Origin of the sequence: Arthrobacter sp. YD4 (genome assembly GCF_030410515.1) — a bacterium.
GTDB lineage: Bacteria > Actinomycetota > Actinomycetes > Actinomycetales > Micrococcaceae > Arthrobacter.
Map to the genome: position 1 here is coordinate 20,488 of NZ_JAUHHD010000007.1, position 24,972 is coordinate 45,459.

The following is a 24,972-nucleotide window of genomic DNA, read 5'->3' on the forward strand; positions in this document are numbered from 1 at the left end:
GCATAAGAACAGCTGCCGTGCCCTGCCCCGACGGGACGGGCACGGCAGCTGTTTGTTTTGTCCGCGTACGGCGGCGGGCGCGGGAACGCGGGGTCCCGGTGCCGGCCTGTCGAGGGGGATGGCCGGCGGTGGAACCCCGCGTTGCCCTGTCTTTTCCTTTCCCTTGGGCGCGGATAGCCGGGGAACTGGTGCTTAGGACGCGGCGGCGGTGCTGTAAGCCTGCTGGATGACCGAGCCCCAGTACGGGCCGTACATGGTGGTGGAGTTGCTGCCGTAGCCGTAGCTGTTGATCGAGTTCTGGTAGCCGGAGGAGCTGGTGCCGATGAACCACGGGCCGCCGGAGGAGCCGCCGGTCATGTTGCACGGGATGCCCTGGGTGTTGAACTGCGGGTTGTAGGGATCGTTCTTGGCGGTGCCGCTGCAGCTCTTGAGCGATTCGCCGTTGAACGGGGCGGCGGCCGGGTAGCCGAAGGACTTGTAGCTCAGGCCGCGGGCGGCGTTGAACTGCACACCGGAGGCGCCGACCACGTCGGAGAGGGTCTTCCCGTTGAGGGTGTTCATCACGGCGAAGCCGGTGTCGTAGGTCATGTCGCCGCCGGAGCTCCACTGGGTGGGGGTGTAGAGGGCCTTGGCCGTCCACTTCCCGTAGGGTGCCGAGCCGTTGAGGTAGGCCGGGACGAAGGTGAAGTTGGTGGCGAAGGCGCCCGGGCCCTCGTTGACGCAGTGTCCGGCGGTGGACACCGTGCTCTTGTTCGCCGAGGTCACCGAGTTGCCGGAGCAGACGTAGTTGGCGCCGGCCAGGGTGAAGAAGACCTTGCCGATGTGCGGGACGGGGTTCTCGCTGGCGTTGGCCTTGGTCTGGACCTGCTTGGACTGCAGCGTCGGGGTGGTTCCCTCCACCTTCGCCGGCGCACCCACCTCAACGGGCTTGCCCGCATCGGCCTTCGCGGCACCGCGGTTCACGGCCTTAGTGGCCAGCACGTCGCCGGGGATCGCGTTGCGCATCCGTTCGGGCGTCCAGTAGTCCGCGGCGGCGGCCTCGGTCACGGTGTGGCTGGCCACGTCCGGAGTGCCCGAGGGCGCGCGTACGGCACCGCCGGGAGAGGCGGTGGCGCTGCCGGCGGCGACGACGGCGAGCAGGGCTGCGGCGGAGAGGCTGAGCAGGCTGGTGCCCAGGGATTTGCGTGTGCGCATGGGGATCCTTTTGCGTGCGGGTGCGGTGCGGCCCTCGGGGACGGGCCGCGGTGATGGCATCGAACCTACGGCACTATGACGAACCTGTAAAGCATCTTGTCAAAACTTGTCATATCGCTTTTCGGCGGCTACCCGCCGTCGTGCCCGCTTCACCTGACTGCCGCCGGCCGTCCCGAACAAGCGCCGAGGCCGCCACCTCGGGTAAGTTAGAGCCGTTGAGATAACAAAGATTTCCGCAGACTTTCAGGGAGACGCCCAAGCATGGCCAAGATTATCTATACCCACACCGACGAAGCGCCGATGCTGGCTACCTATTCGTTCTTGCCGATCATTGAGGCCTACGCCTCGACGGCCGGTGTGGAGGTAGAGACCCGCGACATTTCGCTTGCCGGCCGCATCATCGCCGTCTTCGGCGACTACCTCACCGAGGACCAGCGCATCGGCGACGCGCTCGCCGAACTCGGCGAACTCGCCAAGAAGCCTGAAGCCAACATCATCAAGCTGCCGAATATCAGCGCCTCCGTGCCGCAGCTGAAGGCCGCCATCGCCGAGCTCCAGGGCCAGGGCTACGCCCTCCCGGACTACCCGGACAACCCGGCCTCGGACGAGGAGACGGACATCCGCTCCCGGTACGACAAGATCAAGGGCTCCGCCGTGAACCCGGTGCTGCGCGAGGGCAACTCGGACCGCCGCGCGCCGCTGTCGGTGAAGAACTACGCGCGCCAGAACCCGCACAGCATGGGTGCCTGGACCCCGGAGTCCAAGACCAACGTGGCCCACATGGAGGCCGACGACTTCCGCTCCAACGAGAAGTCCGTGGTGATCCCGGCCGACACAAACCTCAAGATCCAGCTGGTCAAGGAAGACGGCACCGTCAAGGTCCTCAAGCGTGCCTTCCCGGTCCTGGCCGGCGAGGTCATCGACGGCACCGTGATGCGCGCCGCCGCCCTGGACGAGTTCCTCAAGGCCCAGGTGGCCCGCGCCAAGGAAGAGGGCGTCCTTTTCTCCGCCCACCTCAAGGCCACCATGATGAAGGTCTCCGACCCGATCATCTTCGGCCACGTGGTCAAGGCCTACTTCGCCGACCTCTTCGCCACCTACGGCGAGCAGATCGCCGCCGCCGGCCTCAGCCCCAACAACGGCTTGGCCTCCATCCTCAACGGCCTGGAGGACCTCCCCGAGGAGATCCGCGGCGACGTCGAGGCCGCCATCACCAAGGGCCTCAACGAGGGCCCCGAGCTGGCCATGGTCGACTCGGACAAGGGCATCACCAACCTGCACGTCCCCTCCGACGTGATCGTGGACGCCTCCATGCCGGCCATGATCCGCAGCTCCGGCCACATGTGGGGCCGCGACGGCCAGGAGGCGGACACCCTCGCCGTCCTGCCGGACAGCAGCTACGCCGGCATCTACCAGGTGGTCATCGATGACTGCCGCGCCCACGGCGCCTTCGACCCCACCACCATGGGCACCGTCCCGAACGTCGGCCTGATGGCCCAGGCCGCCGAGGAATACGGCAGCCACGACAAGACCTTCGAGATCACCGCCTCCGGCACCGTCCAGGTGGTCGACGACGAGGGCACCGTCCTGATCGAACACCAGGTCTCCCCGGGCGACATCTGGCGCGCCTGCCAGACCAAGGACGTGCCGATCCGCGACTGGGTCAAGCTGGCCGTCACCCGCGCCCGCGCCTCCGCGACCCCGGCCGTGTTCTGGCTGGACAAGACCCGCGCGCACGACGCCCGGATGATCGCCAAGGTCGAGGAATACCTCAAGGACCACGACACCGAGGGCCTCCAGATCGAGATCATGTCCCCGGAGGAGGCCACCGCCTTCACCCTGGAGCGCATCCGCAAGGGCGAGGACACCATCTCCGTCACCGGCAACGTGCTCCGTGACTACCTCACGGACCTGTTCCCGATCCTCGAACTGGGCACCAGCGCCAAGATGCTCTCGATCGTTCCGCTGATCAACGGCGGCGGCCTGTTCGAGACCGGCGCCGGCGGCTCCGCCCCGAAGCACGTCCAGCAGCTGCTCAAGGAAAACCACCTGCGCTGGGACAGCCTGGGCGAATTCCTGGCCCTGGCCGTGAGCTTCGAGCACCTGGCCACCACCACCGGCAACGCCCGCGCCCAGATCCTCGCGGACACCCTGGACCGCGCCACCGGCACCTTCCTGCTCGAGGACAAGTCCCCGAAGCGCAAGGCCGGCGAGCTGGACAACCGCGGCAGCCACTTCTACCTGGCTAAGTTCTGGGCCGACGAGCTGGCACGCCAGAGCGACGACGCCGAACTCGCCCAGGCCTTCGCCGAGGTCTCCAAGACCCTCAGCACCGACGAGGAAGCCATTCTCGGCGAGCTGCTGGCCGTCCAGGGTTCCCCGGTGGACCTCGGCGGCTACTACCGCCCGGACGAGGCCAAGGCCTCTGCCGTGATGCGTCCCTCCGCCACCTTCAGCAAGGCCCTGTCCCTGCTGGGCTAGGCACCTGAGGCGATAAACGCCGACGGCGCACCGGGTATCCGGTGCGCCGTCGGCGTTTAAGCTGTTGTATTCGCGCCCGCTGCTGGTCGTCCGCCGCTAGTCGTCGGCGCGGCGGCCGCCCGCGGCGGTGGCGTCGTCAGCGTCCGCGGCGGGTCCTGTCGCCGGCTCCGTGGCCAGGTCCGGGTCCGTGTTCTGCGGGGCGCCCGTGCCGATCACGTCGTAGTCGGGGTCCGTCACCGGCGTCAGCCCGGAGTCGACCTCCCCGTTGTTGACCCGTTCGCGCCAGGCGCCGGTCTCGAAGTCGCGGTCCTCGATGAACCTCTTGAACCGCTCCAGATCCGCGGCCACCTGCCGGGAGTCCAGTCCCGCTGCGGCGCCAAGCTTCTCCGCCGCACCCTCGGGCTCCCAGCTGAGTTCCACGTCGACCCGCACGGAGCCCGGCGTGAGCTCGGTGAAGCGCACCGTGCCGGCGTTCCGCGGGGCGTCGATGCTTTCCCACGCCACCAGCCGGTCCGGTTCCTGCGCCGTGATCCGGGCATCGTAGGCGCGCTGGACGCCTCGGATGCTGGTCTCAAAGTGGACGGTGGTGTCATCGAGCTGCCGGATGCTGTCGACGCCCGTCATGAACTGGGGAAAATCCTCGAACTGGGTCCACTGGTTGTAGGCCTGCCTGACGGGGACGTTGACGTCGATGGATTCCTGCACTGTTGCCATGCGCTCTGTACTCCTCTGGTCGGATAAAACCCGGCTCTCTGCGGCCTGACTCACAAGCTATCCGCAACGGGGCATCCGGCAAAGTCCGGGCACGCAGGCCGGTGCGGCGTCGGCGAAGTCCGGCGGCCTAGCCGCCCTTCTTGCCGCCCTTGGCCTTGCCGGGTCCCTGCTGCTGTGCCTGCTGGGCAGCCTGTTGCTGTGCCTGCTGGGCGGCGGCCTGGTCTGCGGCGGCTTGGTCCGCGGCCGCCTTGGCCGCCGCGTCGCGGGCGGCCTGCGCGGCCTTCTCCTCTTCCGCGGCCTTGGCGGCTGCATCCTTGGCGGCCTGCTGCTGGGCGATCCGGGCGTTCAGGTCGTTCCGGACGGCGTCGATGGAGGATTTGATGCTCTGGTGCCGCTTGAAGGAGACCTTGCCGTCCGCGGCGGCGGTGTCCAAGGCGGTGGTCAGTTCATCCAGCTGTTTTAGGGCGCCCGGGGAATCCTCGGCGGCCGCGGCCTGGGTGACGGCGAGGACGCGCGACTGCAGCTGGCCGGCTGCGGCGGCGTCCAGGTCGGGGGAGACGGAGGCGCAGCCCGCCAGCGCGCCTGCCCCGACGATCAGGGCCAACGCGGCGCCGGCGACACGGCGGTTCACGCGGCGCGCGCCAGTGAAAGACAGTCCGGTCATGGGTTCACGCTTTCCTGCAGCTGTTTCAGGTGCTCACCGATGTCGCCCGTCACGGCCGGGTACGGGACCGGCGGCGGTGCGGCGGGCGCCGCGGTCAGGGAGAGCACCACGGCGGCGGCAACCGCGAGCAGCACGACGACGGCGAGGCCCAGCAGGAGCTTGGCCCGCCGGCCCAGCGGCCGCCGGGCGGCGCCCCGGCCCGCCACTGCTGAGAGACCCGGCCGGGAGGTGGGCAGTGCGGCCGTCGACGGGATGGACGGCAGCGCGGCGGTGCCCGGCGTCGTAGTCCGCGCCGTCGAGGCTGCGTCTGAACCCGCGGCCGCTCCCTTGGCCGCATTCCGCGACCAGCCCCGGGCCGGACCCCTCGCCGACCTGGGCGGCCGGGCAGGGGGCGCGGGCAGCACGCGGGTCTGCTGCTCGGCCAGCGGGCCGGGCAAGTGATCCGGCGAGACCAAGGCCTGGCGCAGGGACGGCTCGAGGTCGGCGGCGGCCGGGCGCTCCAGCGGGTCCAGTGCCGTCATTGCCCGGATCAGACCGGCCCAGGCGGCGGGCATATCGTCGGGGATGGCGGGGGCCCGGTGCAGCCTGGCCACCGCCGATTCAACGGCGCTTCCCGGGTATTCCACGGTGCCCTTGATGCACTCCAGAAGCACCAGGCCCAGGGAGTAGATGTCGCTCGCCGGGCCCATGTCCGCACCGCGGGCCTGTTCGGGGCTGAGGTAGGCGGCGGTGCCCACCATCGTCCCGGTGGCGGTGAGGCGGGTCCCGTCGGCGATCCGGGCGATGCCGAAGTCGGTCAGCTTGGGGCGGAGCGGCTCGCCCGGCCGGGTCCGGACCAGCAGGACGTTGGCGGGTTTGAGGTCCCGGTGGATGATGCCGAGGGAGTGGACGTAGGCGAGGGCGTCGGCCAGGCCGGCGCCGATCACGGCCACCTCGTCCAGGGAGAGCGGGCTGTGCCGGATGCGGGTGCGGAGGTCCTGTCCGTCAACCAATTCCATGGTCAGGAACGGCCGGGGCTCGCCCGGGACGCGGGTGTCGGTGCCGGCGTCGAAGAGGGTGACCAGGCTGGGGTGGTTGAGGGTGGCCAGGAGCTCGATTTCGGCCTGCTGCCGGCGGAGTTCGTCGGCGTCGGAGGCCTGGGGTGCGAAGAGCTTCAGCGCCACGTCGCGGCCCAGATTCTCGTCCCTGGCGGTGTAGACCGAGGCCATTCCGCCCCGGCCGATGACCTCTCCCAGTCGGTAGCGGCCGCTGAGAATCTCGGCCGTGACCTCGTTGGGCGACGTGTCCACGGGTACCCCCTGTTGCTTCCGACGCCGCGGTGGCGTCCTAAGGAAATGATACGGGTATGGGTATCGCGGTCCGGCGCGGGGACGGAATGGCCCCCATGGTGGTGCTGGTACATGACTGGTGCTGTGCGCTCGTTCCTGGTCTGGACCTTTCTGACAGGGGCAACGCCGCGGACGACTGAGCTGTGCGGCGACGGCGCCTTGCTGGCACGGGATTGAAGGGTTCCGCCGGGGCCTGCGGGGCCGTTGGATCCCCCAGCGGACCCAACGACCACGCCCCGGCGCTCACGAGAACCTGCGCGGGGCGGCCGGTGTCACGGCGGGCGTTCCGCAGTGGCCGGGAGGACGCGGCTGCGGCGGCGCGGGACCTGCTGGCGGCGTGGCGCGACGGCGGGATGCTGGGTGAAGCGGGAAATGGGTGCCAGGGTCCGGCGGGGGGTGGGGCACATGGAAACTTCTCCTGACGAGCTGGTGGCGGGCGCAAGGGGGCGGCCCGCGGGACGGTTCTCTGCACAGCGATGCTGCAGAGGACGGTCCAGCTAGTCGGGAGAAGAGCCGGGATCCGCGGTGACGGCGCGGTAGGCGTGCTGGAGCGGGCCGCTGATGGGCTCGAAGCCCTGCGGCGGTACGACGAGGAAGGCATCAGGCAGCCAGGCGGCGGTTCCGGCCGCGCTGCCGGCGGTGGGGCCGCCGCCGGACCCCGAGCCGGGGGCGGGTGGGAGCGCGGTGGGAGCCGGGAAGCCGGTTCCCCCGCCCCAGGGGTGCGGCAGGTCGGTGTTGCCGGCGGGCGCGGCGGGGGCGCTGTCTCCTGCGGGCGCGGCGGTGCCCGCCGACCCTGCCGGCGCGGTGCCGGGCGCGGGCGCGGGCAGATTCGGCTCAGGCAGGACCAGTGCCGGGGTAAACGACGGGTGTGTGGCAGCGTAACTGGTGATGCTGCCGACGTTCGGGCGCGCGACCACGGGGGCCGGACTGCAGGAGAGCGTCGGGTCGACGGCGGCGACAGTTACCGCGGGGGCCGGGCTGGCGGGGCCGGTGGGCTGGCCGGAGACGGAGGGCCGGGCCGGCGATGCGGCCTCGGCGGCCTGGGGAGAGGCTGCCGGGGCCGACTGCGCGGGTGACTGGGTGGCAGGGGTGGTGCCTGTGGATCCGGCCAGGGGGTCGATGACGGGCAACACCGGAACGGGCGGCGCCGGGACACCTACCACGGGAACGGTGACCACCGGCGTGGGAGCAGGAGCCGGAGCCGTGGCTGAGGGTGTCGGCGCCGGGGTGGTGGGGGCCGGGGCGGGCGTGGGAGTCGGCGCCGGGGTGGCCACGGGCGGCACCGGAACCGGGGGTGTGACCACGGGAACGGGCACGACGACGGGGTCTGCGGGCTGCACGGGTGCCGGGACGGCGGGAGTGGGATCGGGAGCCGGAGCAGGTTCCTGCACTGGTGGATCTTGTACGGTCGGCTCCGGGGCGGTGACGGGAGCGGGGGCCGGGTCCGGCTGGGGGTTGCTGACCGGAGGGGCCGATTCGGTGGGCGCGGGTGCCGGAGACACCGGCGTTGCCTGGGTGGCGGGAGCCGTGGCCGTCGGCGTCGGATCCGGGGCGGGTGTAGCGGCGGCCTCTAGAGCCTCGTCGGTCATGGGCAGTTGGATCATGGTGCCCAGCGAGGTTTCCAAGTGGCCGGCGGTGATGGCGGCCGGTTCGTCTGCGCTGGCAGCGGCGGCGCTCAGCGTCAGCCAGGCACAGACTGCCAGCAGCGCCAGGAGCAGCCGCCGGAGCCGGAGGCGCAGGGAGGAAGGGCCCGCCGCTTCACGCATGCGCAACACCCCTCCCCGGAAAGGCTCGATGATTGGCCTATAGCGTAGATCCAGGGGTAGTAGCGCGTCCAGAGCGGGAGGACACTATTAGTCCCGGATTCCGGGTTCCTGCTCCGCGGGCCGGCGTCGGCCAGGGTCCGGCGTCAGCGGACCTGCACGTCGTTGGGGTAGCTGACCCCCAGCTGGGCGCGGACGCCGTCGAACAATCGCATGGTGTCGAGGGAGTCCTGCAGCGGCATCACGGGGCTCTCGGTCAGCCCCTGCTGGATGCAGCGGGTGACCTCGCGCAGCTCGTAGCTATAGCCGCGGCCCACCGTGGTGAACTGTTCCGTCCGCGGGTCGTCGAAGCCCACCCGGACCAGCAGCTCCCGGGGGTTGTTGATGGATCCCAGGCTTTGCAGGAACCCTTTGTTCCCGGCGACCGTGGCGGTGCGCGGCCCGTGCGCCAGGAGTGAGGAGGTCAGCTGTGCCTGCGCCCCGTGGTGGTAGCCGAGCGTCAGGGCGTTCTGGGCGTCGACGCCGTCGTCGTTGACGAAGCCGGTGGCGGTGACCGTCTGCGGGAAGCCCAGCGTGCCCAACGCCCAGAGCAGCGGGTAAATGGTGATGTCCAGCAGGGCGCCGCCGCCGTCCCGCGGCGCCCAGAGCCGTGAAGTGGGGGAGTAGGGGGCCGGGAAGCCCAGGTCTGCGCCGACCCACTGGACCTCGCCGATCTCGCCGGACGCGGCGATTTCAAAGGCCCTTTGTATCGCCGGCAGGAACCGGCTCCACATGGCCTCCATCAGGAAGAGTCCGTTGGCGCGGGCCAGGTCGACCAACTCGGCCGCCTCGCGGGCATTGACGGTGAGGGCCTTCTCGCAGAGGACGTGCTTGCCGGCCATGAGGGCGGCCTTGGCGATAGCGTGGTGCTGGGCGTGCGGGGTGGCGACGTAGACGACGTCGACGGCGTCGTCGGCCAGCAGGTGCTCGTAGCCCGGAACCCCGTCCCGGTCCCCGTAGGCGCGGGCGAAACCGTAGTCCGCGGCGAAGGCATCCGCGGCGGCCTGGCTGCGGGAGGACACCGCGTACAGCTGGGCGTCCGCGAGCAGCTCCAGGTCCCGGGTGACAGTGGCCGCGATCCCGCCGGTGGCGATGACGCCCCAGCGCAACCGGGCTCCGGTGGCGGTCCGGGGATCCTGGTCGGGTTGGTCAAAGAGCCAGGGCCTGGCGATCGGGGCGTTCATGCTGCCATCCTCTCACCCGGGCCGCCGCCGTCGTCGTGCGTGCCGTGCGTGACGCGCGGGCCCGGCGCCGGTTCCGGAAAAGCGCGCCGGTTCCGGACACCCGCACCCCGGACCCGGGCCGCGCCCGTCCGGAAGCGCCGCGGAAAACGGGAACCGCCGCGAAAACCGGTGCCACCCCCGGACGCAGCAGGGCCCCGACCCTCCCGCAGCGAAAACTGCGGGGGAGCCGGGGCCCTGAAGTGTGAAGCGGAAGACTACTTGGTGATCGGTCCGAGTACCGGATCGTCAACGTAAGCGGTCTTGACGTTCTCCTTGGTCACGATGACCGGCTCCAGCAGGAAGGCCGGAACGGTCTTGACCTTGTTGTTGTAGGACTTGTCGTCGTTGATCTCAGGCTTCTTGCCGGCCTGGATGTCCTTGACCATGGTGATCGCGTGCTCAACGAGCTTGCGGGTGTCCTTGTTGATGGTGGAGTACTGCTCACCGGCCATGATCGACTTGACGGACTCAACCTCGGAGTCCTGACCCGTGATAACCGGCAGCGGCTTGCCTGCGGCCTTGACCGAGGTCAGGACCGCGCGGGCCAGCGTGTCGTTCGGGGACAGGACGCCGTCCAGGGTGGCGCTGCCGTAGCTGCCGCTGAGCAGGGTGTCGGCACGACGCTGGGCGTTCTCAGCCTTCCAGCCCTGGGTCACGGCCTGCTCGAAGGAGGTCTGGCCGGAAACGACCTTGAGGGTGCCGTCGTCCAGCTTCGGCTTCAGCACGCTCATGGCGCCGTCGAAGAAGACCTTCGCGTTGGCGTCATCCGGGGAACCGGCGAACAGTTCGATGTTGTACGGGCCCGTCGGCTTCTTGGCCTTCATGCCGTCCAGCAGGGCCTGGCCCTGCAGCACGCCAACCTTGAAGTTGTCGTAGGCGACGTAGTAGTCGACGTTCTCGGTGTTCAGCAGCAGACGGTCGTACGCGATGATGGTCGCGCCGGCGTCCTTGGCCTGCTTCAGCTGGGTACCCAGCTGCGCACCGTCGATGGCACCGACGATGATGACCTTGTCACCCTTGGTGACCATGGCGCTGATCTGGTTCTGCTGCTCGGAAACGCCACCGTTGGCGAACTGAACATCAGCCTTGAAGCCTGCACCGTTGAGGCCATCGTTGAACAGCTTCTCGGCCAGGACCCAGTTCTCACTGGTCTTCTGCGGGAGGGCGACGCCGATCGGGGAGTTCTTGGGGAACGCCTCGCCGCCGCTGCTCGCGGAACCGGACGATCCGCTGTCGGCACGGCCGCAGGCTGTCAGCGCCAGTGCCGCAATAGCAGCGATTGCTGCTGCCTTTCCTGCTTTACCAATCATTTGCATTGCTTGGTTCACTTTCTTTTTGGTGGTGTGTGGAGACTCGGTGGTAACTGGGAAGGGATCCGGTCAGGATTCCTTGGCGATGACCTCTTTGGTGGAAGTGGTCTCGTCGGCCTTGATCTCGTTGCTGCGGCCGAAGTTCTTCATCATCATGCCGATGATCGATTTCTTGCCCTGCGACTTGTTGTAGACGTCGAAGGCGACGGCGATCAGCAGGACCAGGCCCTTGATGATCTGGGTCAGGTCGGCGCCGACGCCGAGCAGCTGCAGGCCGTTGTTCAGGACTGCCATCACCAGGCCACCGACGATCGAGCCGATCACGGTGCCGACGCCGCCGGTCACGGCCGCGCCGCCGATGAAGACTGCCGCGATCGCGTCCAGCTCCCAGCCGACGCCGTCGAACGGGCCGGAGGCGGTGGAGCGGCCGACGAAGATCATGCCGGCCAGGCCGGCCAGGATGGACATGTTCATCATGACCAGGAAGTTGACCTTCTTGGACTGGACGCCGGAGAGTTCGGCCGCGTGGCGGTTGCCGCCGACGGCGTAGACGTGGCGGCCGATGACCGTCTTCGAGGAGATGAAGCCGTAGAGCAGGACCAGGACGGCCAGGATCAGGCCGGGGATGGGGAACGAGGTGCCCGGGCGGCCGGTGGCGAAGAGGTACGTCGCGTAGAGGATGGCCGCGCAGATCAGGACCAGCTTGGTGATGGTCACCCAGCTCTCGGTCACATCGGCGCCCAGGGACTTGGCTTTGCGGCGGGCGCGCAGTTCGCTGAAGACGACGTAGGCGACGCCGAGCAGGCCGAGCAGCACGGTCAGGTTGTTGTAGCCGGTGCTGGGGCCCACCTCGGGCAGGTAGCCGGAGCCGATGTACTGGAAGTCGTTGGGCACCGGGATGGTGTTTGACTTGCCGACGTACTGGTTGAAGCCGCGGAACAGGAGCATGCCGGCAAGCGTCACGATGAAGGCCGGGATGCCGACGTAGGCGGTCCAGAAGCCCTGCCAGGCGCCGATCAGCGCGCCCAGGAGCAGGCCGAAGAGGATGCCGAGGTACCACGGGATGCCCCAGTCGCGGATCATCAGGGCCACGCTGACACCCACGAACGCGGCCACGGAGCCGACGGAGAGGTCAATGTGGCCGGCGATGATGACCAGCACCATGCCGATCGCGAGGATCAGGATGTAGGAGTTGCCATTGAAGAGGTTGATGACGTTGCCCGGGGTGAGCGTGCGGCCCTCGGTGAAAATCTGGAAGAAGACGATCAGCGCAACCAGGGCGAAGATCATGCCGAATTGGCGGGTGTTGCCGCCAAAGAGCTTCTTGAGCGCGTTCATTGTGTCAGTCCTTGTAGTCCGGATTGTTCTGGATCGCCCGGGGTCAGGCAGTCTTGCGGGCGGAGGTCATCAGCTTCATCAGGCTTTCCTGGCTGGCTTCCTCTTTGGTCAGCACGCCGGTGATGGCGCCTTCGAAGATGGTGTAGATGCGGTCGGAGAGGCCCAGCAGTTCCGGCAGTTCCGAGGAAATGACGATCACGCCCTTGCCCTGGTTGGCCAGCTGCTGGATGATGCCGTAGATCTCGTACTTGGCGCCGACGTCGATGCCGCGGGTGGGCTCATCGAGGATCAGCAGGTCCGGGTCGGTGAACATCCACTTGGCCAGGACGACCTTCTGCTGGTTGCCGCCGGAGAGCTTCGCGACGCCTTCTTCCACCGACGGGGTCTTGGTGCGCAGCGACTTGCGGTACTGCTCCGCGACCGTGAACTCCTGGTCGGCGTCGACCACGTTGTGCTTGCTGATCTTCTTCAGCGCCGCCGAGACGGTGGTGGCCTTGATGTCGTCGAGGAGGTTCAGGCCCAGAGACTTGCGGTCCTCCGTGACGTAGCCGAGGCCGGCGTTGATGGCCGCCTTGACCGTCTTGAGCTGGATTTCCTTGCCGTCCTTGTAGACGTGGCCGGAAATGAAGCGGCCGTAGGAGCGGCCGAAGAGGGAGCGGGCCAGTTCGGTGCGGCCGGCGCCCATCAGGCCGGCGAAGCCGACGATCTCGCCGCGGCGGACGTAGAAGCTGGAGTTCTTGCAGACCAGGCGGTCCTGGATCTGCGGGTGGCCCACGGTCCAGTTCTTGACCTCGAAGAAGGTCTCGCCGATGTTCGGGGTGTGGTCCGGGAAGCGGGACTCCAGGGTCCGGCCCACCATGCCCTTGATGATGCGGTCCTCGTCGACGCCGTCGGCCTTCACATCGAGGGTCTCGATCGATTTGCCGTCGCGGATGATGGTGATGGAGTCCGCGATCTGCTCGATCTCGTTGAGCTTGTGGGAAATGATGATCGAGGTGATGCCGCGGCCCTTGAGGCCCAGGATCAGGTCCAGCAGGTGCTGGGAGTCGGACTCGTTCAGGGCTGCGGTGGGCTCGTCGAGGATGAGGAGCTTGACCTTCTTGTTCAGCGCCTTGGCGATCTCGACCAGCTGCTGCTTGCCGACGCCGATCTCCTTGACCGGGGTGTCCGGGTCCTCGCGCAGGCCCACGCGGGCGAGCAGTTCGGTGGAGCGGAGCCGGGCCTCGGCCCAGTCGATCACGCCGCGCTTGGTGGGTTCGTTGCCCAGGAAGATGTTTTCCATGATGGACAGTTCGGGGATCAGCGCCAGTTCCTGGTGGATGATCACGATGCCGGCGTGCTCGCTGGCCCGGATGTCCTTGAACTCCTGGACTTCGTTCTGGTAGACGATGTCGCCGGTGTAGCTGCCGTGGGGGTAAACGCCCGAAAGGACCTTCATCAGTGTGGATTTGCCGGCGCCGTTTTCACCGCAGATGGCGTGGATTTCGCCGGCCTTCACCCGCAGGTTCACCTCGGCCAAAGCTTTAACGCCGGGGAACTCTTTGGTGATGGAGCGCATCTCGAGAATTACGGGATCGCTGTGCGTGTCGAGGGACGTCATCTGCCCTTACGCCTCCAATGCATGACTTCGTTGTCCGCCCCTGCAAACCGCAGGGCCGTCTGATGGAAAAGTAAACTGGATCACGTCGTTGTCGTCAAGTCTTTAACGCAACGGACGGATAACGGTGGAGCTAGTTGCGCCGGATTCCGGCCTGCTGGAAGACCAGCGCGGTTGCCCCGAGGGCCTCGGCGCGGTCGCCCAGGGAGGACATGGTGAGGGTGGTGGTCTCGCCGATCACGGGCACGGCGTGCCGGATCAGGCCCCGCCGGATGGGGTCCAGCAGGAGCTCGCCGAGGCCCGCCAGCGGCCCGCCGACGACGATCACTTCGGGGTTGATCAGGTTGGCTACGTTGCCCAGGGCCCGCCCGGCGGCGAGGCCGGCGTCGTCCACCACGCGCAGGGTGGCGGAGTCCTTGGCGAGGGCCTTGCGGACGATGTCCTCGCTGGTCATGGGCCGGTCGTCGCCGCGGCTGAGCAACTCCAGCATGGTGGTGGTGGAGGCGACGGTTTCCAGGCAGCCGCGGTTGCCGCAGCGGCAGACAAGGCCGTGTTCGTGGATGGTGGCGTGACCGATTTCGCCGGTGATCCCGACGTTGCCGTAGTAGGGCATGCCGTTGATGATCAGGCCCGCGCCGATACCCGAACCGATCTTGAGGAAGAGCAGGTTACTGGTGCCGCTGTGCGGTCCCCACGTCACCTCGGACAGGGCGCCGAGGTTGGCGTCGTTGTCGACGAAAATCGGCAGATCCAGGGCTTCTTCGAGGCGTTCCAGGATGTTGATGCCGACCCATTCCGGCAGGATGGCGCCCTGCGCGACGGTGCCGGAACGGCGGTCGATGGGGCCGGGGATGCCGACGCCGGCACCCACCAGGGCGCTGCGCTCGACGCCGCTGGTATCGAGCAGCCGGTCAAGGACGGCGACGGCGGCGGCGATCCCGTCCTCGGCGTGGTGGCCCAGCGGCAGGAGCACCGCCTCCTCGGCCAGGACGTGGTAGCTCAGGGAGGCCAGTACCACGCGCAGGTGCCGGCGGCCGAAGTCGATGCCCACGGCCACGGCGCCCTGGCTGTTGAGCCGGACGTTCAGGGCGCGGCGTCCGGAGCTGGTGGTGGGTTCGGTGGAGGCGAGCCCGGCGTCCTGCATGATCTTGACGATGTTGGACACCGTGGCCGTGGAGAGCCCGGTCTGCCGGGCCAGTTCAGCCTGCGTGGACGGGCCCGCGAGCAGGCATTCGATGATCCGTTGCTGGTTCAAATGGCGGAGCGCGGACTGCGACCCGGGGTTTTTCGTGCGGCTCCTCGTTGAGCGCGTTGGTGAGGGCATGCAAAGAAGCGTGCACCATCAGGGGTTTGTAGTCAAGAAGTTAACGCAAGCCTCGGCGCGCCCGCCCCCGGATCAGCCCACGAACCAGACCACGGATCAGCTTACGGATCAGCTTACGGATCAGCGGTGCAGCTCGCGGTGCGCCCGCGCGAGCTCGCGGTAGTGCGCCGCGTTGTGGCGGACGCCGTCGAACTCCTCCTCCGTCAGTTCCCGGCGCACCTTGGCGGGCACGCCCGCAACCAGCGACCGGGGCGGGATGACGGTGCTCTCGAGCACGACGGCGCCCGCCGCCACGAGCGAGCCGGCGCCGATCACGGCGCCGTTGAGGACCGTGGCGCCCATGCCGATGAGGCAGTCGTCCTCGACCGTGCAGCCGTGGACCACGGCGCCGTGGCCGATGCTGACGCCCGCGCCCACCGTGCAGGGGAAGTCCGGGTCCGCGTGCAGCACCACGTTGTCCTGCAGGTTGCTGCCGGCGCCGACGCTGATGGCGGCGGTGTCCGCGCGGACCGTGACGCCGTAGAAGGCGCTGGAGTCCTCGGCGAGGGTGGCGTTGCCGATGATCGAGGCGCTCGGGGCAACGAAGGCGGAGTCGTGGACGGCCGGGGTCTCGCCGGCGAAAGCGTAAACGGGAGTCATGGACCCCAGCCTAGGACAGTGGCCGGACCTGCGGGAGCGCCGGGAGGCTCGGATCAGGCACGAATCACGCGCGGAGAACCGTGAAGCCGGGTCCGGGACCGGCGTCCGGGCCGCCCTGCGGGAGGACGACGGCGATCGGTGCGCCGGGTTCGGCCACGCGCCGGAGTTCGCGGAGGGCGCCGTCCGATGCCTCGGCGTCGAGTCCGGCCAGGGCGTCGGGGGCCCAGACGGCCGGGAAGGCTGCGTCCGCGAACGGCAGGGCCGCGGCGGTTGCAACCGAGGCGGAGAGGCCGTGGGCGCGGGCGGCGTGGATGTTTTCTTCGGAGGCGTCCACGCCGGTGAAGTGGAGCCCGGCGCGGACGAAGGCGAGGCCCTCGGCACCCGTGCCGCAGTCCAGGCCCAGCACGGCGTGCCGGCCCTCCTCCTTGAGCAGGGCCACGAAGTCGTCCAGCCGCTGCGCCCCGTTGTTTCTGGTCACGGGTGTGGTCATGGCTCCAGTAAAGGGCCCCGGCCGCGCACGCGGCAAGGGCCCTCCCGGAAACGGCTAGCTGAAGACGACCGTCCGGTTGCCGTCCAGCAGCACCCGGTGCTCGGCGTGCCACTGCACGGCCTGGGCCAGGGTGCGGCCCTCGACGTCGCGGCCCATCTGCACGAACTGCTCGGCGGTGCGCCGGTGGTCCACGCGGATGACCTCCTGCTCGATGATCGGGCCCTCGTCCAGGGCGGCGGTGACGTAGTGCGCGGTGGCGCCGATCAGCTTCACGCCGCGGGCGTGCGCCTGGTGGTACGGCTTGGCGCCCTTGAAGGAGGGTAGGAACGAGTGGTGGATGTTGATGGCCTTGCCGGTCAGCTCGGTACAGAGCTCGTCCGAGAGGATCTGCATGTAGCGGGCCAGGACGGTCAGTTCGACGTCGTGCTCGGCCATCAGGGCGCGGAGGGCGTCCTCGGCCTGGACCTTGGTGTCCTTCGTGACGGGGATGTAGTGGAAGGGGATGCCGTAGAACTCGGCGAGGCCGGCGAGGTCGCGGTGGTTGGAGACGATCGCCGGAATCTCGATCGGCAACGTGCCGGACCGCTGCAGGAACAGCAGGTCATTCAGGCAGTGCGCCGAGGTGCTGGCCATCAGCAGGGTGCGGAGCTTCCGGCCGGCCGGGTTCAGGCTCCACCGCATGCCGAAGGCCTGTGCCACCGGCTCCAGCGCGGCGAGCAGCTCCGATTCGGGGGCCGCCGTCGTCGCCTCCACCCGCATGAAGAAGGTGCCCGTGCCCTCGCTGCCGTACTGCTGCGAGTCCGTAATATTGCAGCCCGCCACCAGCAGTGCGCCGGCCACCGCGTGCACGATGCCGGGCCGGTCCGGGCAGGAGAGGGTGAGGATATAGGAGGCAGTCAGCTGGTCGTCAGTCACGATAGAACAGCCTACCCGCGGCTGGGATAGGCTTAACCTGTCGCAACTGGCGTTGGGTGGCTTACCACCAGGGAGCGGCACGCACGCAGACCACGGATCGTACGCCTGGGCCGAGGGTCATGTTTTTCCGGTTGGCAGCCCCGCGCTGCCCTCCCGCGGGCACCGTCATCTAGCGGCGCTGGCGCGGACCAGCCGGTAACCTGACCTCACAGCAGTGACCGTTGCCAAGCCAGGAGTTCTTCGTGACTACTTCCCTTCGCCTTTCTTCAGCAGCCATAAGCAACCAGCCCCTCGCTGAACTCGATCCCGAGATCGCCGCCGTCCTGGACCAGGAGCTCGGCCGCCAGCGCGGCACCCTGGAAATGATCGCCTCCGAAAACTTCGCCCCCCGCGCCGTCATGGAGGCCCAGGGCTCCGTGCTGACGAACAAGTACGCCGAGGGTTACCCGGGCCGCCGCTACTACGGCGGCTGCGAATACGTCGACGTCGCCGAGCAGCTCGCGATCGACCGGGTCAAGGCCCTCTTCGGTGCCGAGTTCGCCAACGTCCAGCCGCACTCCGGCGCGCAGGCCAACGCCGCCGCCCTCTCCGCGATGATCACCCCGGGCGATAAGATCATGGGCCTGTCCCTGGCCCACGGCGGGCACCTCACCCACGGCATGAAGCTGAACTTCTCCGGCAAGCTGTACGACGTCGCGGCCTACCAGGTCGAGGAGGACACCTTCCGGGTGGACATGGACAAGCTCCGCGAGCAGGCGCTCGCCGAGAAGCCCCAGGTCATCATCGCCGGCTGGTCCGCCTACCCGCGCCACCTCGACTTCGCCGCCTTCCGCTCGATCGCCGACGAGGTCGGGGCCCTGCTCTGGACCGACATGGCGCACTTCGCCGGGCTGGTGGCCGCCGGCCTGCACCCGAGCCCGGTGCCGCACTCCGACGTCGTCACCTCCACCGTGCACAAGACCCTCGCCGGCCCGCGCTCCGGCGTGATCCTGGCCAAGCAGGAGTGGGCCAAGAAGATCAACTCCAACGTCTTCCCCGGCCAGCAGGGCGGCCCGCTCATGCACGTCATCGCGGCCAAGGCCGTGGCGTTCAAGATCGCGGCGGGCGAGGAGTTCAAGGAACGCCAGGAACGCGTGCTTGAGGGCGCCCGGATCATCGCCGACCGGCTGAACGCCGCCGACGTCGCCGAGGCCGGCGTCTCGGTCCTCACCGGCGGCACCGACGTGCACCTGGTCCTGGTGGACCTGCGCAACTCCCAGCTGGACGGCCAGCAGGCCGAGGATCTTCTGCACTCCGTGGGCATCACCGTGAACCGCAACGCCGTTCCGTTCGACCCGCGCCCGCCGATGGTCACCTCCGGCCTGCGCATCGGCACCCCGGCCCTGGCCACCCGCGGCTTCGGCGCCGAGGAATTCACCGAGGTCGCCGACATCATCGCCACCGCCCTCAAGGCAGGCACCGGCGCCGACGTCGAGGCCCTCCAGTCGCGAGTGGACAAGCTCGCCGCCGACTTCCCGCTGTACCCGCAGCACGAGCAGTGGTGATCCGGTTGACCAACGACATGACTGAAACCCGCACCGCTCGCATCCTCGACGGCAAGGCCACCGCGGCCGCCATCAAGGCCGAATTGACCGAACGCGTCGCCGCCCTCAAGGCCCGCGGCGTCGTCCCGGGACTGGGCACCATCCTCGTCGGCTCCGACCCGGGCAGCACCTGGTACGTCGGAGGCAAGCACAAGGACTGCGCCGAGGTGGGCATCACCTCGATCCGCCGCGACCTGCCCGAGGAGACCACCCAGGAGGAACTGCTGGCCGTGGTCCGGGAACTGAACGAGAACCCGGAATGCACCGGGTACATCGTCCAGCTGCCACTGCCGAAGCACATCAACCAGGACGTCATCCTCGAGGCGATGGACCCGGACAAGGATGCCGACGGCCTGCACCCGATGAACCTTGGCCGCCTGGTGGCCAACGTGTCCGGGCCGATGACCTCCCCGCTGCCCTGCACGCCCAAGGGCTGCATTGAGTTGCTGACCCGCCACGGCATCGACCTCAAGGGCAAGCGCGTCCTGGTGGTGGGCCGCGGCGTCACCATCGGCCGGCCCGTGGGACTGCTGCTGACCCGCAAGGACGTCAACGCCACGGTCATCCTGGCGCACACCGGCACCGTGGACCTGCCCGCCGAAATCCGGCAGGCCGACGTCGTCATCGCCGCCGCCGGCCAGCCGCACATGATCAAGGCCGCGGACCTCAAGCCCGGCGCGATCGTGCTGGACGTGGGCGTCAGCCGAGTCGACGACGGCAACGGCAAGGCCGTGGTGACCGGGGACGTGGAGCCCGCCGCGGCCGGCGTCGCCGCCTGGATCTCCCCGAACCCCGGGGGAGTGGGACCGATGACCCGCGCCATGCTGCTGGCCAACGTGGTGGAGACCGCCGAACGCCAGCTCCAGGACTAACCACCGCAACTGACTCGCAGCTGAGGCCGTTTTCAGCACCCAAAACGGCCCCAGCTGCGAGTCAGTTGGGTTTCCCGGCCCGAAAAGTCCCAAGAATTTACGAAAAGACTCTTTCATGGTTTGCCCGGATGGACTAGCGTGTTTCGGGTGCCTGAACTCGCCGCAAAAGAATCGCCCGTGGAAAGCGCCGCCGAATCCGGCCCCGCCCAGTACGTCATCACCGCCGAGAACCTGACCAAGAGCTACGGCGACATGACCGCCGTGGACGGGATCAGCTTCCGCGTGCCAGCCGGCGAGGCCTTCGGCCTGCTGGGCCCCAACGGCGCCGGCAAGTCCACCACCATGCGGATGATCGGCGGCGTCTCCCAGCGCACCTCCGGCTCCCTGACGATCATGGGCCTGGACCCGGAGCAACACGGCCCCGAGGTCCGCGCGCACCTGGGCGTGGTTCCGCAGCAGGACAACCTGGACGAGGAGCTCAAGGTCCGGGACAACCTGCTGGTCTACGGCCGCTACTTCGGCCTGCCGATGAGCTACCTCAAGCCCAAGGCCGACGAACTGCTGGAGTTCGCGCAGCTGACCGACAAGGCAAAGGCGAAGGTGGACGCGCTCTCAGGCGGCATGAAGCGGCGCCTCACGATTGCCCGCTCCCTGATCAATGAGCCCAAGATCCTGCTGCTGGACGAGCCCACTACGGGCCTGGACCCGCAGGCCCGCCACATCCTCTGGGACCGGCTGTTCCGGCTCAAGGAACAGGGCGTCACCCTGATCCTCACCACCCACTACATGGACGAGGCGGAGCAGCTCTGCGACCGGCTGATCGTGGTGGACAAGGGCCGGATCATGGCCGAGGGCTCCCCGGCCAGCCTGATCCGCGAATACTCCACCCGCGAGGTGCTCGAACTGCGCTTCGGGTCCGCCCGCAACGCCACCGTCGGCGCCGAGCTCGAGGGCATCGGCGAACGCGTCGAAACCCTCCCGGACCGCGTCCTGATCTACGCCAACGACGGCGAGGCCGCCCTGGAAGAGGTCTCCGCCCGCGGCCTCCGCCCCGTCACCTCGCTGGTGCGCCGCTCCTCGCTGGAGGACGTCTTCCTGCGCCTGACCGGCCGGAGCCTCGTTGACTAGGAATCCGGCCGTGACCGAGCCGGGACAGACGACGGCGGCCAGCCCGAAGCCGCAGACCGGGACCGGACGCGCCCACGCGCCGGAGGTCTCCGCGGCCAAGGCCCGCCGCTGGGGCGCGTTCTACTACGCCGAGCAGGTCCTGCGGGTGATGAAGGGCTACGGCTGGACCATCGTCATGTACGGCGTGGGCCAGCCCGTCGCCTACCTCTTCGCCATGGGCGTGGGACTGGCCACGCTGGTGGACTCAAACTCCGCCGCGGCCTTCGGCGGCGTCAGCTACCTGACCTTCATCGCCCCGGCCCTGCTGATCTCCGCCGCCGTGATGACCGCCGCAAACGAGTTCACCTTCCCGGTGATGGACGGGTTCAAGTGGCGCCGGGTCTACTACGGCCCGCACGCCTCCCCGCTGACCCCGGAACAGATCGCCGCCGGACAGATCATCGCCGTGACAGTCCGGTTCCTGCTGCAGTCAGCCATCTACTTCGGCGTGGTGACCCTGTTCGGGGCCTCACCCAGCGGCTGGGGCTGGGTCTCGATCCTCATCGCCACCCTGGCCGGCCTCGCCTTCGGCCTGCCCCTGATGGCGTATGCGGCCCGGATCAAGGAGGACAAGGGCCAGTTCGCCATGGTGATGCGCTTCATCGTCATGCCGCTGTTCCTGTTCTCCGGCACCTTCTTCCCGCTGGACACCCTGCCGCTGGGGGTGCGCTGGGTCGGCTGGATCTCCCCGATCTGGCACGGCACAGAACTCGGCCGGGTGGTCACGTACGGTTACCCCGAGCCGGCCTGGCTGAGCGCCGTCCACCTGATTGTCCTGGCCGGCCTCACGGTCCTCGGCTGGGTCCTGACCCGGCGCCAGTTCGCCACGAGGATGGGTGCATGAGCACGTTCGCCACCGCCGGACACCACGACGGCGCCCCCAGCGTCGCCGACGCCGCCCGCGCCCGCCGCTTCGGCCCGCTGTACTCGCGCAACGTGCGCGCCGTCGTCGCCCGCGGGCTGATGGCCACCAAAAGCAGCAACTGGATGGTGATGCTCTCGGGCTTCTTCGAACCCGTGCTCTACCTGATTTCGATGGGCGTGGGCCTCGGCGCGATCGTCGGCACGGTGCAGGGCCCCGGCGGCCAGGAGATCTCCTACGCCGCGTACATCGCTCCGGCGCTGCTGGCCGTCTCGGCGATGAACGGCGCCGTGTACGACTCCACCTGGAACGTCTTCTTCAAGATGAACTTCGCCAAGCTCTACCAGGGCATGCTCTACACCTCGCTGGGACCGATCGACGTCGCGATGGGGGAGATCTTCCTGGCCCTGCTTCGCGGCCTCATGTACGCCACCGGGTTCACCGCGGTGATGGGCGTGATGGGCCTGATCACCACCCCGTGGGCCATCCTGATGATCCCGGCCTCGGTGCTGATTGCGTTCGGCTTCGCCAGCTTCGGCATGGGCATCACCAGCTTCATGAAGACCTTCCAGCAGATGGACTGGATCAACTTCATCATGCTGCCGATGTTCCTCTTCAGCGCCACCTTCTACCCGCTGAGCGTCTACCCGGGACCCATCCAGCTGCTGATCCAGGCCATGCCGCTCTGGCACGGGGTGGAGCTGCTCCGCCAGATCAGCGTGGGGGCCTTCGACGCTTCCACGGCGCTGCACATCGGCTACTACCTGGTGATGATCGTGCTCGGCGTCGCCCTCACCACCGGCCGCCTGCGCCGGCTGTTCCTGAAGTAGCGGCCCCGGCGGCGGCCTTGCCGTGGGCCCTGCAGGCTCGGACGACGGCCGCCGTTCGCCGGGGGTGGAAGCGCCGCGTGTGGTGCGCGCCGTTTGCGATAATGGACCCATGCGATCCCTCGGCAACCCTTCCTCCACCACGTCCCCGTTCGCCGCCGCCGGCAAGAACCCGATGTTCCGCATCGGCGGCCTCGGCATGACGGTGTTCATCATCGCCTTCCTGGTGGCCGTGATCTTCGCGGCGAACCAGAACGACGTCGTGGGCTGGGTTGTCGCCGTCATCGCCTTCTTCTGGCTGGCGCTGGCCTCCTTCGTGGTCTTCAGCATTCAGAAGGCCGCCAAGCGCGCCGGGGCCAAGCTCAACGAGGCGCAGAACGCCTTCAACTCCGCCGTAGGCCGGGCGCCGTCGGCTGGCAGCGCCGACCACGGTGGCACCCGCGTCGTCGGGGAGCGCCGGGAAGCCGACGAGGTCCGCGACATGAAGCTGGACCACTCCTTCAAGATCGTCCAGGTGCAGGTCCGCGTCGTCGAGCAGGAACGGGCAAAGGGCGAGGCCTCGGACCAGGACACCATCCGCCGCGCCCTCGAGACGATCGAAATCACCGCCACCAACGCCCGGGACATGATCAAGTCCGGCGGCTCCTCCGACGAGCCGGTGAGCGGAACCATCATCGACTAGAGTGGATCGGGTGAGCTCGGCATTGGAGAAGGACCACCTTCGCATCGCAACGGTCAACGTCAACGGCCTTCGCGCCGCCTACAAAAAGGGCATGGCGGAATGGCTGGCGGCGCGCGAGGTGGACATCCTCTGCCTGCAGGAGGTCCGCGCGCCCGACGCCGTGGTCCGGGACCTGCTCGGCGACGACTGGCACATCCTGCACGCCGAAGCCGAGGCGAAGGGCCGCGCCGGCGTCGCCATCGCCTCGCGCACGGAGCCGACGGCCACCCGGGGACACATCGGCCACGATTACTTCTCGACGGCGGGCCGCTGGGTGGAGGCGGACTACATCGTCCGCGACGCCGCCGGGAACCCCGCCACGCTGACCGTGGTCAGCGCCTACGTCCACTCCGGCGAAGCCGGGACCCCGAAGCAGGACGATAAGTTCCGCTTCCTGGACCTCATGCTGACCCGGCTGCCGGAGCTGGCCAAGCACAGCGACCACGCCGTGGTCGTGGGGGACCTGAACGTGGGCCACACGGAGCTGGACATCAAGAACTGGAAGGGCAACGTCAAACGTGCCGGCTTCCTGCCCGAGGAGCGTGCCTATTTCGACCGCTTCATGGGCGAGGAAATTGGCTGGAAGGATGTTCACAGGGGCCTGGCGGGTACCGTCAACGGCCCCTACACTTGGTGGTCGCAAAGGGGACAGGCCTTCGACAACGACACGGGCTGGCGGATTGACTACCACCTCGCCACCCCCGCCCTCGCCGCCGCAGCGGTGCAGGCCGTCGTTGACCGGGCGCCGTCCTGGGATACCCGCTTCTCCGACCATGCCCCGCTGGTAGTGGACTACCGGCTCTAGTTTTAAGGCTTTCCCCATGACCTCTCCCGCCACCGCGTCGCTGATCCCCGACGCCACCCCCTCCACCGACGCCGCACTGGCGGCTGCCCCCGGCACCCGCCAGCGGATCCTCTCCGGAATGCAGCCCTCCGCCGACTCGCTGCACCTGGGCAACTACCTCGGCGCCCTGGTGAACTGGGTCCGGATGCAGGACGAATACGACGCCGTCTTCTTCATCCCCGACCTGCACGCCATCACCGTGCCCCAGGACCCGGCCGAGCTGGCCCGCCGCACCCGGGTGACCGCCGCCCAGTACATCGCCGGCGGCGTCGACGTCGACAAGTGCACCCTCTTCGTCCAGTCCCAGGTGCCCGAACACGCCCAGCTGGCCTGGGTGCTGAACTGCATCACCGGCTTCGGCGAGGCCTCCCGGATGACCCAGTTCAAGGACAAGGCGCTCAAGCAGGGCTCGGACCAGGCCAGCGTGGGCCTGTTCACCTACCCGATCCTGCAGGCCGCGGACATCCTGCTGTACAAGCCGCACGGCGTCCCCGTCGGTGAGGACCAGCGCCAGCACGTCGAGCTCAGCCGCGACCTTGCCCAGCGCTTCAACTCCCGCTTCGGCGAGACCTTCACCGTGCCGCAGCCCTTCATCCAGAAGGGAACCGCGAAGATCTACGACCTGCAGAATCCGACGGCGAAGATGTCCAAGTCGGCCGAGTCCCCGGCCGGCCTGATCAACCTGCTGGATGAGCCGAAGTTGATCGCCAAGCGGATCAAGTCCGCCGTGACCGACACCGGCACCGAGATCCGCTTCGACCGGGAGAACAAGCCGGGCGTCTCCAACCTGCTGACCATCTACTCGGCCATCACCGGGCAGTCCATCGAGCAGCTCACCGCGGCCTACGAGGGCAAGATGTACGGCCACCTGAAGGTCGACCTGGCGGAGGTGGTGACGGCACACCTGAGCCCGATCCGCGACCGCGCCAACGAACTCCTGGCCGACCCGGCCGAGCTGGACCGCCTCCTGGCGGTCGGCGCGGACAAGGCCCGGGAAGCCGCGGCGGCCACCCTCAAGGACGTGTACGCCAAGGTGGGCTTCCTGCCGTACGCCGGGGCACGGGGAGACATCTAGGG

Annotated in this window: 22 protein-coding genes; 9 read left to right on the forward strand and 13 right to left on the reverse strand. The window is 68.5% G+C overall.

The genetic code is table 11. The features are described from left to right. Window positions 1-192: 192 nt before the first annotated feature. Window positions 193-1,194, reverse strand: coding sequence for a hypothetical protein (locus QWJ39_RS15700; RefSeq protein ID WP_290258823.1), 1,002 nt, complete (start codon window positions 1,192-1,194; stop codon window positions 193-195). Between the two features lie 261 nt (window positions 1,195-1,455). On the opposite strand from QWJ39_RS15700, the gene QWJ39_RS15705 reads away from it, so the two are divergent. Continuing rightward, complete coding sequence (locus tag QWJ39_RS15705; RefSeq protein ID WP_290258824.1) at window positions 1,456-3,675, forward strand: NADP-dependent isocitrate dehydrogenase; 2,220 nt, start codon at window positions 1,456-1,458, stop codon at window positions 3,673-3,675. 96 nt (window positions 3,676-3,771) lie between these two features. On the opposite strand, the gene QWJ39_RS15710 is transcribed toward QWJ39_RS15705, so the two are convergent. The 12 genes from QWJ39_RS15710 to purU all read right to left on the reverse strand — a co-directional run bounded on the left by QWJ39_RS15710 (window position 3,772) and on the right by purU (window position 17,019). Continuing rightward, window positions 3,772-4,389 carry an SRPBCC family protein gene (locus QWJ39_RS15710; protein WP_290258825.1) on the reverse strand — a complete coding sequence of 206 codons (618 nt, stop codon included), beginning with the start codon at window positions 4,387-4,389 and terminating at the stop codon, window positions 3,772-3,774. Between the two features lie 127 nt (window positions 4,390-4,516). Beyond that, window positions 4,517-5,053 (reverse strand): mucin-associated surface protein, encoded by a 537-nt coding sequence (locus QWJ39_RS15715; RefSeq protein ID WP_290258826.1) that lies wholly within the window; start codon window positions 5,051-5,053, stop codon window positions 4,517-4,519. Continuing rightward, entirely contained in the window at window positions 5,050-6,342 is a 1,293-nt protein-coding gene (locus tag QWJ39_RS15720; RefSeq protein WP_290258827.1) for a serine/threonine-protein kinase, read from the reverse strand. Before QWJ39_RS15720 ends, QWJ39_RS15715 begins: the two co-directional genes overlap by 4 nt. A 536-nt stretch (window positions 6,343-6,878) precedes the next feature. Beyond that, window positions 6,879-8,147: a hypothetical protein gene (locus tag QWJ39_RS15725; RefSeq protein WP_290258828.1), complete on the reverse strand. Its 1,269-nt coding sequence runs from the start codon at window positions 8,145-8,147 to the stop codon at window positions 6,879-6,881. A gap of 143 nt (window positions 8,148-8,290) precedes the next feature. Beyond that, on the reverse strand, window positions 8,291-9,367 hold the full coding sequence (locus tag QWJ39_RS15730; protein ID WP_290258829.1) for a Gfo/Idh/MocA family oxidoreductase: 1,077 nt from the start codon (window positions 9,365-9,367) through the stop codon (window positions 8,291-8,293). A 254-nt stretch (window positions 9,368-9,621) separates the two neighbouring features. Beyond that, window positions 9,622-10,722 (reverse strand): sugar-binding protein, encoded by a 1,101-nt coding sequence (locus QWJ39_RS15735; protein ID WP_290258830.1) that lies wholly within the window; start codon window positions 10,720-10,722, stop codon window positions 9,622-9,624. Between the two features lie 63 nt (window positions 10,723-10,785). Next, window positions 10,786-12,054 (reverse strand): multiple monosaccharide ABC transporter permease, encoded by a 1,269-nt coding sequence (mmsB, locus tag QWJ39_RS15740; protein WP_290258831.1) that lies wholly within the window; start codon window positions 12,052-12,054, stop codon window positions 10,786-10,788. A 43-nt stretch (window positions 12,055-12,097) separates the two neighbouring features. Then, the gene (mmsA, locus tag QWJ39_RS15745; protein ID WP_290258832.1) at window positions 12,098-13,654 is read right to left on the reverse strand and encodes a multiple monosaccharide ABC transporter ATP-binding protein; all 1,557 of its coding nucleotides are present in this window, start codon (window positions 13,652-13,654) and stop codon (window positions 12,098-12,100) included. A gap of 130 nt (window positions 13,655-13,784) precedes the next feature. Beyond that, window positions 13,785-14,975 carry an ROK family transcriptional regulator gene (locus QWJ39_RS15750; protein ID WP_290258833.1) on the reverse strand — a complete coding sequence of 397 codons (1,191 nt, stop codon included), beginning with the start codon at window positions 14,973-14,975 and terminating at the stop codon, window positions 13,785-13,787. A 120-nt stretch (window positions 14,976-15,095) separates the two neighbouring features. After that, a complete protein-coding gene (locus tag QWJ39_RS15755; protein ID WP_290258834.1) occupies window positions 15,096-15,614 on the reverse strand; it encodes a gamma carbonic anhydrase family protein in 519 nt (172 codons plus the stop codon). A 64-nt stretch (window positions 15,615-15,678) separates the two neighbouring features. Continuing rightward, complete coding sequence (locus tag QWJ39_RS15760; protein WP_290258835.1) at window positions 15,679-16,104, reverse strand: class I SAM-dependent methyltransferase; 426 nt, start codon at window positions 16,102-16,104, stop codon at window positions 15,679-15,681. A 54-nt stretch (window positions 16,105-16,158) separates the two neighbouring features. Next, window positions 16,159-17,019, reverse strand: coding sequence for a formyltetrahydrofolate deformylase (gene purU, locus QWJ39_RS15765; protein ID WP_290258836.1), 861 nt, complete (start codon window positions 17,017-17,019; stop codon window positions 16,159-16,161). Window positions 17,020-17,261: 242 nt separating this feature from the next. Here purU and glyA point away from each other — a divergent pair, with 242 nt between their 5' ends. The 8 genes from glyA (at window position 17,262) to trpS (ending at window position 24,970) form a co-directional block, all read left to right on the forward strand. Then, window positions 17,262-18,563, forward strand: coding sequence for a serine hydroxymethyltransferase (gene glyA, locus QWJ39_RS15770; protein WP_290258837.1), 1,302 nt, complete (start codon window positions 17,262-17,264; stop codon window positions 18,561-18,563). Between the two features lie 17 nt (window positions 18,564-18,580). Further along, window positions 18,581-19,474, forward strand: a complete 894-nt coding sequence (locus tag QWJ39_RS15775; protein WP_290258838.1) for a bifunctional methylenetetrahydrofolate dehydrogenase/methenyltetrahydrofolate cyclohydrolase — start codon at window positions 18,581-18,583, stop codon at window positions 19,472-19,474. Between the two features lie 252 nt (window positions 19,475-19,726). Beyond that, window positions 19,727-20,602: an ATP-binding cassette domain-containing protein gene (locus QWJ39_RS15780; RefSeq protein ID WP_290258869.1), complete on the forward strand. Its 876-nt coding sequence runs from the start codon at window positions 19,727-19,729 to the stop codon at window positions 20,600-20,602. A gap of 10 nt (window positions 20,603-20,612) precedes the next feature. Continuing rightward, window positions 20,613-21,485 carry an ABC transporter permease gene (locus tag QWJ39_RS15785; protein ID WP_290258839.1) on the forward strand — a complete coding sequence of 291 codons (873 nt, stop codon included), beginning with the start codon at window positions 20,613-20,615 and terminating at the stop codon, window positions 21,483-21,485. Beyond that, a complete protein-coding gene (locus QWJ39_RS15790; RefSeq protein WP_290258840.1) occupies window positions 21,482-22,333 on the forward strand; it encodes an ABC transporter permease in 852 nt (283 codons plus the stop codon). The genes QWJ39_RS15785 and QWJ39_RS15790 overlap by 4 nt, the downstream gene beginning before the upstream one ends. Before the next feature lie 109 nt (window positions 22,334-22,442). After that, a complete protein-coding gene (locus tag QWJ39_RS15795; protein ID WP_290258841.1) occupies window positions 22,443-23,012 on the forward strand; it encodes a hypothetical protein in 570 nt (189 codons plus the stop codon). A gap of 10 nt (window positions 23,013-23,022) precedes the next feature. Beyond that, window positions 23,023-23,856, forward strand: coding sequence for an exodeoxyribonuclease III (locus QWJ39_RS15800; protein ID WP_290258842.1), 834 nt, complete (start codon window positions 23,023-23,025; stop codon window positions 23,854-23,856). Window positions 23,857-23,872: 16 nt separating this feature from the next. Further along, window positions 23,873-24,970 (forward strand): tryptophan--tRNA ligase, encoded by a 1,098-nt coding sequence (trpS, locus tag QWJ39_RS15805; protein WP_290258843.1) that lies wholly within the window; start codon window positions 23,873-23,875, stop codon window positions 24,968-24,970. Window positions 24,971-24,972 lie beyond the last annotated feature (2 nt).